This is a genomic window from Oribacterium sp. FC2011 (assembly GCF_000701645.1).
Taxonomy (GTDB): domain Bacteria; phylum Bacillota; class Clostridia; order Lachnospirales; family Lachnospiraceae; genus Oribacterium.
The window spans coordinates 18,999-32,765 of sequence record NZ_JNJM01000009.1; the positions used below are offsets into that span (position 1 = coordinate 18,999).

Genomic DNA, 13,767 nt, shown 5'->3' on the forward strand with positions numbered 1-13,767 from the left:
CAATCGGACAACATAACTTTGTACATATTGTGCAACATTTGGCATCGTTTTTTGTGAGTTTTTTTGTATAAAATGCCGCTATCCCCTGTTTTTAAGGATAACGGCATTTTTAATGTCAATATGCTTTATGCACTTTTAATAAAAATAAACCCTTATTTTATAATCTCGTAGCTGTAATCTGCGAAATCCACTTTAAGGCTTGCTGTATGTCCCTGGTTGTTCCAGGTCATGGTCATCTTTGTGCCATCGGTCTCAACATTAAACTCTGCATCAAATGAGAAGGCAGAGCATGTATTACGGAATCTGAGGAGCTCGATCTGCTTTGAAACAACATCCGATGCAAGTCTCTTCTCCATCTCTTCCGGAGAAAGGTTTGTACGGTTGATCTCCTTGTGTCCTGCGGCGCCGGCGCGCTTAACTGCCTCGTGGTCATTCTTACCGGCAAAGAGATCAAGATACCATACCTGAGGCTTTCCGGGCATAAACATCTGGATAGCACGTGCAAGGAGCATCTTCTTATCGTCTTCGCCGAGAGCGCTGTAGTAGGTAGCATTAACCTGATAATACATGTTCTTCTTGCCGTGAAGATCCTTTACGAGACCGCCTCTTCCCACGATGGTATCGATAAGGTTCTGGATCTCCTCCTCGGGAAGAAGTCCCTTAAGGTCAAGAAGAGGGATTCCGTCATGGCAGCCAAGCATGTTGACTGTGCGGATCTTGTCATTAAAGATCTCCTGTGCCCAGCGTGCGAGATCCTTACCGCTCTTCTTCTCCATGGCGTCGATAAGGAGACCCGGAAGGAAGAAGTCGTAGGTCATGTAGCCCATGTCGGCAACCTTCTTGTAAACCTTCTCGCCGTAGCTTGCATGAATCTCGGGAAGAAGTGTTACGTGATACTTGTCGGCAAGCTCGCGAACCTTTGAAAGGAGATCCCAGGTGTCGGGCTCATTCATGAAGTTCTTCTTACCCGGCTCCTTAGGAGCATAAGCGAAGGCATCGAGACGAACGATGGAAGCGCCGTAGCCTGAAAGGGCCTTGAGAGTATTGTCATAATGCTCCCACACAAGATCGGACTTAACATTGAGATCCATCTGTCCTAAGTACTTGCGGTTCGACTCAAGGTAATCGATAACCTTGTCGCGATACTCTTCAAAACCGGTGAAGTCAATCTCAGCGGGCTTCTTTCCTGCACCGAGCTCAGCATTAACCTTCTCGCAGATGCGCTCTGCCGCAAGGTACTGGATGTCCATGGCACCCATTAAATCCATGGCATCCGGGCGCTTGTAGATAACCTCCTGATAGAAGGTGTTCCAGTAAGGCACGTCCTTACCATCGGGCATACGGACCATAAGGATGGGAAGGCCCGGCTTCCGGAAGAACATGTCCTTGATGTACTCCTCGTCAGGCTGGATATAGCCCTCCTCTGTCATCTGACCCTTGCCCTCCCAGAACTTGTTCCAGTTGATGAAGAAGTCAGCGTACTTTGAGTTCTCGCCGTTTTTGATGAGATCCTGGAACTGAGGTGAAAGGACTGAAGCGTGATTAAGGATGAAGTCCAGCTTCAGGTTAATGCCCAGGGCGCGAAGTCTCTCAAGATCCTGCTCGCTGCCCATCTCGCGGTTGATATCGTAATCTATTACAGAAAATCCACGGTCCAGATCTGTGTTGAAGATGCTCGGAAGGATGTAGAAGGACTGGAAGCTGTCTTCCATCTCCGGCTTCTCCAGGAAGCTAACTACATCGCTGAGTCTGCCGCCCATGCTGTCGGGGTAAGCATTGAGCATAGGGCCGTTATCGGTATAATGTTTCTCCATTTATATAAACTCCTCTTAAAAGAACTAAGGCTGATTGGTATCGCAATCGGCGCCTGGTTTTCCACCGGTGACGGTGGCTCGTCCCCGGCGGTATGTCTCAGAACTGATCTTTCATCAGCTCTGTGTACTATCCGGGCTATCGTAAACAGTTTTTGAACGCCCAAAATCCGGTTTAAAAATCAAAACTGGTCTTTCATCAGCTCTGTGTATTCGTCAAAGCTTATAAGGCTACCGTTTTTTGCGCAGATGATGCCGGCCTTGTGTGCCTGGTCATGAAGTTTTCTCTGCTCGATCTCGAGAACCATTGTTGTGAATGCGCTGTCAGTCTTTCCGTCACGGTTTCTTGATCTTCTGTGGGCCAATGTCTCTGCCGGTGTGCTGTTGAGGAGTACCGGGATATCTACGCCCTGAAGGAAATCACTGTTGCCGTGAGTCCACTCGATAATGAGGATCTGCTTGTCCTTAACATTAACCTCATCGTACCAGAGGCTGGCTGCATCTCTACCCATGCGCTTGAGCCAGAGAGTCTCGGCACCGTCCTTGAAGGCACTGATGATGGTGCTAACCTCGACGAAATCTGTCTCGTTTGGTGTTCCGAGATAGCCTGCAAGACCCTTACGGCCTGCCGCAAGATAAGACTCGAACCATGCATTTCCATCAAGATGGGACTTGTCTGCGTCTGTATCCTCCTGCTGCCACTGGCGAACTTCTTTGAAACGATCGTCTGTATAATCGCCGGCATCGATCATGCCTCTTACTGCACTCTCGCGGAAAATGTGGAGACGCTCAGCGTCATTGTACATAGGGATGCGGTGAGGATAGTTATCGCCTGAAAGGATGTAGGCACCGATGCCTGACTGCTCAAAGAACCACCCAAGTACGGAGGCGATCTCTGACTTTCCTACTCCGGAGCCGCCGCAGACACTGATAACTGCACGCTGGTAAGGGTTCTCCTTTATCTTCTTTGCAAGCTTCTCGGCAAGAGCCGGGAAAATAACATTTGCCTTAGCTATGTGTGACTCGTCGATCTCGATCTTGTCTCCGGGCATATCCCCGTGAGGAATATCTGAAGGAACTTCCTTAGTCTCCCAGGGAAGAACGCTCATAAGCTTCTCTTCGAAATCTGTTGTTGGTGTATTGATTTTATTGTAATTCTTATTCATATTGATCTCCATTCCGCCGCTTTCATCCGGCGGTACAAATAGTGATAAAAAAAACTATTTGCACTATTATCGTTAACATATGTTAAATATGTTAAGCGGTTGACATATCTACGTTAACAAATTCTCAAACATCTGTAAAGAGACTTTACTAATATTTAATAAGCTTTTTTAGGTTTGGAATTTTTGGATGATATGCTGCGGAAAGGGGAATTTTTGAAAGTTGAGTCAATTTTTCTATTTGGAATGAGAATTTCTGAAAGTTGAGTCGATTTTTCTATTCGGAATGAGAATTTCTGAAAGTTGAGTCGATTTTTCTATTCGGAATGAGAATTTCTGAAAGTTGAGTCGATTGATACAGGATGCTTTGACTTTATAATTTGTTTATACTTTTTAGACTTCTTTTAGGTGTGAGACATATTTCAGTCACAAAGCTCCGCTATTATATACACAAGTTACAAGAGATGTAACACAAAAAAAGCTTTTCATACTCATACTCCGGAGATGTAATACAACTCCGGAGCCCCCTTCAGAAACAACGGTCGAAAATGTGTATGAAGAGAGCGGTTTGTAAAATATCGTTCCTTTCAAGCATGACCGTTTCAAATATACTTAGTAAGAGTTCCGATTCCCCCCTTCAAAGAACTCTTGACATACAAAAATAAGAATAGACATTGAGAAGACCCCATCGAAGCGTAAAAGCTCCGGTGGGGTCTTTGGTTTTAGGAATTTATCAGAACCTGAAATCTCTCCTGTTGGAATTCCTGATCTCCTTTATATTCTCCTCAGCGATGGTTCTCACCTTTTCGGCCGGGATCTTCTTAAGCTCTTCCTCGATCATCCTGTAACCCTTTTCCTTTGTCTCGGGGCTTGCATAATCCTCGAGGTACTCTGCAAGTGTCATAAGGGCATTGGGATGACAGCAGTTAAGGATCTGTCCGTTCTTGCAAAGCGCCATGAAACGGTCTCCGGTTCTGCCGGCACGGTAGCAGGCTGTGCAGAAGGACGGAATGTGTCCGGAATCCATAAGCCAGCTCACAACTTCATCCAGGGTTCTCTGATCCGAAACATCGAACTGCTCTGTGTCATGAGGACGCTCCTCCTCGGTGTATCCGCCAACCGAAGTTCTGGAGCCCCCTGATACCTGGGAAATGCCCACTCTCAGAAGCTTTTCACGAACCGACGCAGTCTCTCTTGTGGAAATGATCATGCCTGTATAAGGCACCGCCAGACGGATGCAGGCTGCAATCTTTGTAAAGATTTCATCGCTGATTCCATTGTCAAACATGTCAGGGTCAATGTCGTCGGCCTTCTTCACGCGTGGCACGCTGATAGTATGCGGTCCTACCCCATGAACCGCCTCCAGATGCTCAGCGTGCATGATAAGTCCCGCAAACTCATATTTATACATCTCAAGGCCGAAAAGCACTCCGAGACCAACATCATCAATGCCGCCCTCCATGGCACGGTCCATTGCCTCTGTATGATAAGCATAATCATGCTTGGGGCCTGTGGGATGAAGTGTCTCATAGCTCTTCTTATGGTAAGTCTCCTGGAACAGAATATAGGTTCCGATACCTGCCTCCTTGAGCTTTCTGTAGTTCTCAACCGTTGTTGCAGCGATGTTGACATTAACACGGCGAATGTCTCCGTTTTTATGATGTACACTGTATATAGTGTTAATGCAGTCCAGGATGTATTCAATCGGATTGTTCACGGGATCCTCACCTGCCTCAATGGCGAGACGCTTGTGACCCATATCCTGAAGAGCGATTACCTCAGCCCGAACCTCTTCCTGGGTGAGCTTCTTTCTTCCTATGTGCTTGTTCTTTAAATGATACGGGCAGTAAAGGCAACCGTTGACACAATAGTTGGAAAGGTAAAGCGGTGCGAAAAGCACGATTCTGTTTCCGTAGAATGCAAGCTTTATCTCCTCTGCGATCTCATACATTTTCTCAATCTTGTCCGGAAGCTCGGTAGCAAGAAGTACAGATGCTTCGCGATGAGTGAGACCCGCGCAGGTGCATCCGTTACCGTTCTTCACCGGTCTTGCCTTCTCAAGTATTTGGTCTATAAGTTCGGCATCATTCTTGTGAGCCTCCGCGTACTCCAGGGTTGCGAGGATCTCCTCGTCGTTGATGAATTCCTCTGCTTTAAGTGATTTTGGGTTGTAAACAGCCATAATTGTTTCTCCTTTTTATTTCTTCTCAACTACTATATATCCAATTTTTTCGATCCTCTGTTTCAGGTCCGCCAGGTTCTCCGCGGCCTCCGCACCTGCGGCAAGCTTCCCATCATACAGCAGGTATTTGCTCCGGACATTTGCAGGTGACAGATTCGGCATGACAACATTGGCACCGGAAAGGATACCTTTTTCACGGCCTTCCGGGTCCATGGTTCCGAGAGCCGTTGTGGCGGGCAGAAGCACCTTCGGACAAATGATCCTTATGACGGACAATAGGAAGCAGGTGAGTTCCACAGACCCGGCGCTGTACTCGGAAAACGGGGTGTCATGATGGGGAATGAAGGGTCCGATGCCGCACATTTCCGGCTGAAACTCCTCCAGGAACTTGAGATCCATGGCGAGGTTTTCCGTAGTCTGAAAGGGCGAACCTACCATGAAACCGGCACCGGTCTGGAAACCAAGCTCCTTCAGTTCACGAAGGCACTCCATCCGGTGCTCAAAGCTCATCTCCGGTGGGTGCAGCTTCCGATAATGCTCCCGATCCGCAGTCTCGTGCCTGAGAAGATACCTGTCCGCTCCCGCAGCACGCAGACGCTGAAAGCTTTCCCTGCCTCTCTCACCAAGAGACAGTGTCACCGCGCAGTCGGGATACTTTTTCTTAATCTGCCTTATAATGTTTTCCAGCCTTTCATCCGTGTACCAGGCGTCCTCCCCGCCCTGAAGTACGAAGGTTTTGAATCCAAGTCCGTAGCCTGTTTCCGCCGCAGATAGAATCTCCTTTTCACTCAGTCTGTACCTTTCCGCACGCCAATTACTCTTTCGGATGCCACAATACAAACAGTCATTTTTGCAAATGTTACTGACCTCGATGAGCCCCCGGATCAGGACTTCATTGCCATAGGTTTCTTTTCTGATACATACCGCATGTTCTCGCAAGAACTCTGTAGTCTCAGAGTCTCTGTGTTCTATGAGATATGCATATTCCTCTGCCGTGAGCTTACGGGTTTCCAAGAGCTTACACGCAAGTTCATTAATATAATTATCCATTAAATACTTTGATGCTCCTTTCCAGAATCCCGGTCATCTTCGCGATCACGATCCCGTAATTCGTGAAGGGCACATGCTGATCTTCGGCACACCTCATGCGGTAGCGCATTTCCCTTTCGGTATTCATGCAGCCTCCGCAGTGAATAACTGCCGAAAATCCACTGAGATCCTCCGGAAAATCCTTCCCCGAACAGGTCTCTATGCTAATGCTTTTCCCGCTGTATTTTCGCAGCCAGTTGGGGATCTTCACCGTTCCGATGTCCCCGCACTGCCTATGGTGTGTGCAGCCCTCCGCCATCAAAATCCGATCCCCATCCTTAAGGTGATCCAAAGCCTTAACCGCCTTTACGGAGCTCTCCAAAGTTCCCTTGTACTTTGCCATCAAAATGGAAAATGAAGTTAATGCTACCTCCTCCGGAACCACACTACTCACATAGGAAAACACCTGACTGTCGGTAATGACTACATCCGGTTTTCTGCCAAGTCCCGAGAGAGTTTCCTTCAGTTCAGAATCTCTCGTCACAACAACAGTGGCGCCTTTGTCAAGTGCGCTTCGGATGGCCATCTGTTGAGGCATTATAAGCCTGCCCTTGGGTGCCGCTTTGTCAATGGGGATGACCAGCACTGCAAGTTCGCCCGGACCGATGATCCCATCAAGAAGTGATTTTGAGTCTTCATTGTCCTTCAGGAGAGCTCCGATTCTTTCCTTCAGTTCCTCGATTCCGGCTCCTGTTTTGGCACTGACATATATGATGTCCTCTTCCGAAGGCTTTACTCTGTCCTTTTCGATGAAGCAAGTCCTTGCTTCTCTTTTTTCGGAATTTATTTCTTCTGAATCCAAAGACCTCCTCTCCCCTGAATCGACATCTTTAATTTGTATCGCATCGATCTCATGGGATTCCTGACAATCAGCTGCAAAAAAAGCATCTGAAATATCAGCTTTGTTCCAAACCACCAGATACGGTATCTCGTGCTTTTTGAACATTTCAAGAAGCAGCATGTCCTCCGACCTCATGCCGGTCTCTGCATCCACAACAAGCACCGCAATATCAGTCCGGTTTATGACCTGCCTTGTTCTCTTTACCCTCAGATCCCCCAGCATTCCTTCATCATCAAAACCCGGAGTGTCAATGATTACCACCGGCCCCAGCGGCAACAGCTCCATTGATTTAGTTACCGGATCGGTAGTGGTTCCCTTGACCTCGGAAACCACCGCCATATCCTGACCGGTGATACGGTTAACGAGACTGGACTTTCCTGCATTCCTGCATCCAAAAAAGCCGATATGCAGCCTGTTGGCGGATGCCACCGAATTCATATTTTCCTGTAAACTCAACTTTTCCTCCTAAAACACATATGTAAAACGCCCCTACTTAATACCGCTCTGACCCTCATATGTGCCTTTGTGCAAGTAAAACACACACGTGACGACTTTATCGCAAAAAAAGAAGGCAGTATAAACCGCCCTCTAAAAAGTATAATAGTAAAAGAAAAAGCCGGAGGGTACACTTCCCCTCCGACTCTTGTGGCAGATTTCCACGGAACCTGTTGTGGCTCCGGCCTTCGCACAGCGAACTAAATAACCGGAGTTACCAATCTTTTTTATTCACGTCACTTTCACCGCAAGAGCCGAAGCCGTTTTGGTGTCAGGGGCTTATTCAATTTTCATATATCCAAGTAACAACTTTACTGCCTTGTGCAAATCACCTTTGCCGTAATCTCCGGGATACGACCGAGAGCACCGGTTAAGGCATTGATCTTATCTACGGGTGCATCCATAGCAACGCAGATTACATTGATCGCTTTCTCACGATATGGTATTCCCATACGTCCAATGATATACTGGCCGTACTCATGAAGCAGTTCATTAAGCTGATTGGCTGCCTCATAATCCTCAACTATGATACTCAAAACCGCAACTCTTGTTTCCATGTCTCCTACCTCTGAAATATTTTCTGTTACAATACTAAGATAAGCACTACGTAGGATTCTGTCAACATCTCAAATATGCGACATAATCATGTAGTCGAAATTCAGACCATATGCAAATCAATAAATCTTTGATATCATCACTTTTACATGACCATTCAATCATGTTTTAAAAAATTCCGTCACGTTCTGTGATCAAATTTCATCCAAATTACTATAAAAATGTAGAGGTGTATATAAACCCATGATAGACGATATAAAAACATCCTCATCAGGGACTCCTTTTGATGATGTGTTTAAAACCGGAACCGAAAAACTGAGCCATTTTCTGATTCCGATTATTGAGACTATGTTTAACGTCAAAGCTTCAACAGCTGATTTAGAGGAAATCTCAAGACTGGCCAATGAGCATTATCTGATTGATGAAAAACAGAATAAGATTTCAAAGAAATATTCCGACAGTTGTTTCAAAATTGGTGAAAAGTATTATCATATCGAATGCCAGTCCACTGAAGATGGCAGCATTCTTTTCAGACTGGCAGAGTATAATGTTAGAATAGCTCTTGATAATGCAGAACAAAATCTCAATTCAAATATAGTCATTATCAATCTTCCGGATTCCGGTCTTATTAATCTTAGAGGTTCCAATAATTCATCCAAATTTTATCATATGAACATTGTCTACAAGTATTCAAATCAGGAAATATTACTGCCGGTTCCGGTAATGAATGTTTCCGCATATTCTGCAGATGATATATTCAACAATAGATTATTCTTTCTAATTCCATTTTATGCTATAAGATATGAAAAGCATTTAATGAAAATATCAGATTCGGAAGATCCTGAATATGATAATATATATTTAGAGTTGCAGGATTATTTTAATAGATTAAAAGACGCTTGTGATAAAGGTATCATCTCTGAAGATGACACTCGTAAACTTGCTGAACTTTCAAAAATCATTCTCATACATATATCAAGAAATCTTAATACGAACTTAAGCGAAAGGATGGTGAATCTCGTGGGCGGACAGATACTTGAACTTCAGGAAGACAGATGGCTTAAGCAAGGCCGGGAAGAAGGTCGTTTAGAGGGAAGCAAATCTATATTGTTCTCTTTAGTCATGGATAAAATCATAGATATTTCAGTTGCTGCCGAAAAAGCAGGTGAAAGCGAAAGTGAATTCATTAAAGAGCTGGAAGATTACATCAATAAAAAAAAAATCATAGATATAAACGAAAAAATAGATCGATCATAACTGTAAATTAATTTTTATGCGGCATAAAAAAGTGCCGGTTCTCGATGTTGAGAACCGGCACTCTTCTTATCATCTATTCCATCTCATCGATATGCTCATCTCTTAAACTTTCGAATTCTTTTTCTATACGGGCTTCTATTTTTTGAAAACCCTCTTTGTATCTTCCGGCTGCTTCACGAAGCTTTTCAAAGCCTTCAGAGCCGCCCTTTAATGTTGGGTTGTTTCTAAGCATACTTGCAACCCACCAGTTCATACGACCTGACTTTTCATCACCGCCATCCTCCAGCACACGAAGACGTTCTGTCATGTGACGGCTGTGGAGCTTTAGGCTGACTGCCTTTGCGGCTGCCAGATTGCCCTCGGTTTCAGCGATGGATTTCACCTCGGAAACATTGGCCTTTGCCTGCTCCTGAAGCTCCAGAAATTTAGTTTTGGCTTCAGAGATATTGAGTTTGAGTGCCTGTATCTCCTCGCTGTTAGCGGCAAGATTCTCAAGACGTTTTTTGAGATCCAGGGCACCGATAACGGAAAAGATAACATCCTCAATGAACAGCGTGTACAGCATGGTGACCGCCACCACAAATCCGGTGTAGGTCCAGTCCTTTGAAATCACAGAAACCCGGGGATGAATAAACTCGATGAAAATCACCGCAAGAGCTCCCCAGGCAATGGATGTATACAGACAGATATAACCGTGAAAGTTGAGTGGATTTTGACTGTAATCCCACCATCTCATATGGAAAATATGAAACATGAGGTAACCGGTCACCAGCTCCAGCGCCGATCCAACCAACATTCCCGTCAGAAATGCCTTCCAGTACTCACCCTTGAAAGGTCCGGCAAATACAAGCATAAGTATAGCTCCCGACCCGTAAATCGGAAGCCAGGGTCCATGACAGAAACCGCGGTTAAGAAGCTTTAGCTCCTTTATGGAACAGTATGTCGACTCAAACACCCACCCCAGCATGCAGTAGAGAATAAAAAACAATGCCCACTGAAGTATAGTGTAATCCTCAAATATCCAAAGGTTTTCAATATAAACGTACATAACTGAAAAATTTTCTCCCATCCATAATCACTTTTTTCGCGTGACAGCATTATCGCAAAAACAAGTGCAGCCACTGCTTACTTGATATCCTAAACCACCGGACTCTTCATTTTTCATCTATTGTAACTTCGGGATTTATCTTTGCCTTTACTTCCGAATTTATATTTTGATTTAGATTTAGATTTGGCTCCGGATGCAATACATGACTCCACAATATACAGCAGAGTACTGAAAGGAAAGGCGAATATCTTCGCTGAAAGCACCACCGTCAGCAGCACACTGCAGACAATCAATATGGAAAGCTGAGAAAGATTTGACGGATCCACACAAGTGATATAACCGGCGGCAAGTATCAGATCCCTGATTGGTCTGTGAAGGATATAAATCTGAAGTGTCCTCTGTCCTGTTTTTGTTATAAAAGGAATGTAACCCGTAGGCATGAACCGCAAAAATGTGAAGGTCATATTTCCGGCCATAATGTACCATACAAGCCTCACTATCCACTCAGTAGAAAGACTTCCCATATAAAGTCTGCCGTCTATTCCCAGTGGTGAAACCTTTTCATACCAGGATCCATATACTACATAACGATAGTCCCACAGGTAGTCGAACATAAAAAATCCAACAGCGATAACGGACGCTGCAGTGATCAGGAGATTCAATGATGAGAACACTGAAAACACTTTCCGGTAATCATAATATTTCTCCAGCTTTTCCTGTCCAAGAAAATATCCTGCAAAGAAAAACGGTGCGAAGCTGATAACTCTGTCCAGTTCCAGATATTTCTCAAATACCTGGAAATAACCTCCGGCGAGAGACAATATCGTTATACATATCCACAAATGCAGACTGCATGGGATCTTCAAAGCTTTTTTTCGATATATTATGTTGTTTCGGCGGTATTTTTTATCCGACCCGATCCTTATGTATTTATCCTTAAATAAACTGAAGAAAGGTATGAAAAGATACCATATGAGCAGAGCAAACAGATACCACGGGGCTCCGGTGTCTTTAAGGAAATTGGGAAAATCTGAGGTTTTTCCGTAGGCAGGTATCTCAGAAAAGAATGTAATGATCTCAAATACGATGTACAGCACAAGAGTCCTGAACCATCTTGACCAGTTGAATCTTTTCCGTCCCTGTATCTCCCTGTAAATACCCCGGGAAAATAACCCGGATATAAAGGTAAATGCTGCCATGTGAAATGTATATATCAGGAAAAATATATTGCTGCATACTCTGGTGTTACCCTTTATGGGAAGCAGAAAATGCCCCACCACCACAAGTATTATCAAAATCCCTTTTGCATTGTCATACCTTAGGTTCCTGCCGTCAGCCATAAAACTCCTATAAAATCCACTGAACCATCAGGGATAGTTCCGAACCGTCCCCGGTGGTTAACCCGGTGGATTGTGTCGCAAAAAAATGCAGCCACATACGTGACTGCACTATAATATCATATTTTTTTGTTCTGGTTAATATATACACCATCCCCCGGTGATTTACCCACGAAAAAAGGACTGCCGCCTCAAGCGACAATCCTTTTCTGAAATTTAAACCTTATTCATTAAATCACTCGAGTATAGGCTTTACAGCTGCTGCAAGCTTATCCTTCTCAGCCTCTGCTGCCTGGAGGTCCTTACCGAGGGTTGTGAAGTAAGTCTTGATCTTCGGCTCTGTACCTGAAGGTCTTACGACGATGGTAGAACCGTCATCGAGACCATAGATGAGAACATTGGCCTTTGGAAGTCCTGTCTCCTCTGTCTTCTCGTAGTCGGTAACCTTAACAACCTTCTTGCCTGCGAACTCTGCGGGAGCTTCCTTACGAAGACCTTCCATGATGGATGCCATCTTGTCCATTCCGCTGAGACCGGGGAACTCGAAGGAATCTACCTTGTTGAGGTAACGTCCGTACTCCTTGTAGATCTCCTCAAGTCTCTGCTTGATGGAAGAACCGATTGAGCGGTAGTAAGCAGCCATCTCGCAGATAAGCATTGAACCAACTACGGCATCCTTATCTCTTACGTATGAGCCTGAAAGGTATCCATAGGACTCCTCAAATCCGAAAATGAAACGCTCAACCTCGCCTGCTGCCTCAAGCTGTGCGATCTGGTCGCCGATCCACTTGAAACCGGTGAGAACCTCTCTCAGCTCAACGCCATAATGCTCGGCAACAGCATTGGCAAGAGGTGTGGAAACGATGGACTTAACTGCTACGGGCTTCTCAGGCATAGTGCCCTGCTCCTTGCGGCCTGCGCAGATGTAATCGAGAAGAAGTACACCCATCTCGTTTCCGGTAACCAGCTCATAAGTTCCGTCCGGACACTTCATGGCGATACCAACACGGTCTGCATCGGGATCAGTTGCGAGGAGAAGATCTGCGCCTTCCTTCTTGCAAAGCTCGAGACCCTTTTCCATAGCCTCGAAGATCTCAGGGTTAGGATATGAGCAGGTTGTGAAGTAACCGTTCGGGTACTCCTGCTCGGGAACGATGGTAATGTCGTCAATGCCGATGTCATTGAGAACCTTGGTAACGGGAACAAGTCCGGTTCCGTTGAGAGGAGTGTAAACCAGCTTGAGTCCTGAGTTCTTTGCAACACCCGGACGAACCTGGCGTGACTCGATGGCATCATAAAGGCCCTTCTTGCAATCGTCGCCTACGAACTTGATAAGACCCTTCTCAACACCTTCTGAGAAGCTGATGTACTTAGCGCCTGTAAGAACGTCTGTCTTCTGGATCTGCTCATAAACGATAGCTGCCGCATCATCTGTCATCTGGCAGCCGTCAGGACCGTATGCCTTGTAGCCGTTGTACTTTGCAGGGTTGTGAGATGCTGTAACCATGATACCTGCATTGCACTTGTAGTAACGGGTTGCGAAGGAAAGTGCGGGAACCGGCATAAGCTCGTCATAGATACGAACATTGATGCCATTGGCAGCGAGAACGCCTGCTGCTTCACGTGCGAAATTCCAGCCCTTGAGACGAGAGTCGTAACTGATGGCAACTGTCTGTGTGCCGCCCTGAGTCTTTACCCAGTCAGCAACACCCTGTGTAGCCTGGCGAACAACCCAGATATTCATGCGGTTTGTTCCGGCACCGAGAGTTCCTCTGAGACCTGCGGTTCCGAACTTAAGTGCAACCGCAAAACGCTCCTTGATAGCTTCATCATCACCCTTGATTCCCTGAAGCTCAGTCTTTAAATCAACATCCTGGAGGTCGGCAGCAAGCCAGCGCTCATATTCATCTTGATACATATTTAGTTCCCCTCTCTATGACCCGCCATGCATGATTTTTGCACGGTCGAGGTGATTAATGATAAATGTAA

At 45.6% G+C, this 13,767-nt stretch carries 10 protein-coding genes; 1 reads left to right on the forward strand and 9 read right to left on the reverse strand.

Features of this window, described 5'->3' with window-relative positions:
* Positions 1-152 precede the first annotated feature (152 nt).
* The 6 genes from T357_RS0108585 to T357_RS0108610 all read right to left on the reverse strand — a co-directional run bounded on the left by T357_RS0108585 (position 153) and on the right by T357_RS0108610 (position 8,138).
* Positions 153-1,814, reverse strand: coding sequence for an alpha-amylase family protein (locus tag T357_RS0108585; protein ID WP_031551044.1), 1,662 nt, complete (start codon positions 1,812-1,814; stop codon positions 153-155).
* Positions 1,815-1,993: 179 nt separating this feature from the next.
* A complete protein-coding gene (locus T357_RS0108590) occupies positions 1,994-2,977 on the reverse strand; it encodes an adenylylsulfate kinase (RefSeq protein ID WP_242840085.1) in 984 nt (327 codons plus the stop codon).
* Positions 2,978-3,707: 730 nt separating this feature from the next.
* Positions 3,708-5,156, reverse strand: coding sequence for a [FeFe] hydrogenase H-cluster radical SAM maturase HydG (gene hydG, locus T357_RS0108595; RefSeq protein WP_031551052.1), 1,449 nt, complete (start codon positions 5,154-5,156; stop codon positions 3,708-3,710).
* A 15-nt stretch (positions 5,157-5,171) separates the two neighbouring features.
* Entirely contained in the window at positions 5,172-6,206 is a 1,035-nt protein-coding gene (gene hydE / locus T357_RS0108600) for a [FeFe] hydrogenase H-cluster radical SAM maturase HydE (RefSeq protein WP_031551055.1), read from the reverse strand.
* A complete protein-coding gene (hydF, locus tag T357_RS0108605; protein ID WP_031551058.1) occupies positions 6,199-7,524 on the reverse strand; it encodes a [FeFe] hydrogenase H-cluster maturation GTPase HydF in 1,326 nt (441 codons plus the stop codon). Before hydF ends, hydE begins: the two co-directional genes overlap by 8 nt.
* Before the next feature lie 368 nt (positions 7,525-7,892).
* Entirely contained in the window at positions 7,893-8,138 is a 246-nt protein-coding gene (locus T357_RS0108610) for a TM1266 family iron-only hydrogenase system putative regulator (protein ID WP_029201691.1), read from the reverse strand.
* A 241-nt stretch (positions 8,139-8,379) separates the two neighbouring features.
* Here T357_RS0108610 and T357_RS0108615 point away from each other — a divergent pair, with 241 nt between their 5' ends.
* On the forward strand, positions 8,380-9,393 hold the full coding sequence (locus T357_RS0108615) for an RpnC/YadD family protein (protein ID WP_031551061.1): 1,014 nt from the start codon (positions 8,380-8,382) through the stop codon (positions 9,391-9,393).
* A gap of 73 nt (positions 9,394-9,466) precedes the next feature.
* On the opposite strand, the gene T357_RS0108620 is transcribed toward T357_RS0108615, so the two are convergent.
* The 3 genes from T357_RS0108620 to T357_RS0108630 form a co-directional block, all read right to left on the reverse strand.
* On the reverse strand, positions 9,467-10,441 hold the full coding sequence (locus T357_RS0108620) for a putative ABC transporter permease (protein WP_031551066.1): 975 nt from the start codon (positions 10,439-10,441) through the stop codon (positions 9,467-9,469).
* A gap of 113 nt (positions 10,442-10,554) precedes the next feature.
* Complete coding sequence (locus T357_RS0108625) at positions 10,555-11,781, reverse strand: acyltransferase family protein (protein ID WP_031551069.1); 1,227 nt, start codon at positions 11,779-11,781, stop codon at positions 10,555-10,557.
* Positions 11,782-12,013: 232 nt separating this feature from the next.
* Positions 12,014-13,696 (reverse strand): phospho-sugar mutase, encoded by a 1,683-nt coding sequence (locus T357_RS0108630; protein ID WP_031551072.1) that lies wholly within the window; start codon positions 13,694-13,696, stop codon positions 12,014-12,016.
* Positions 13,697-13,767 lie beyond the last annotated feature (71 nt).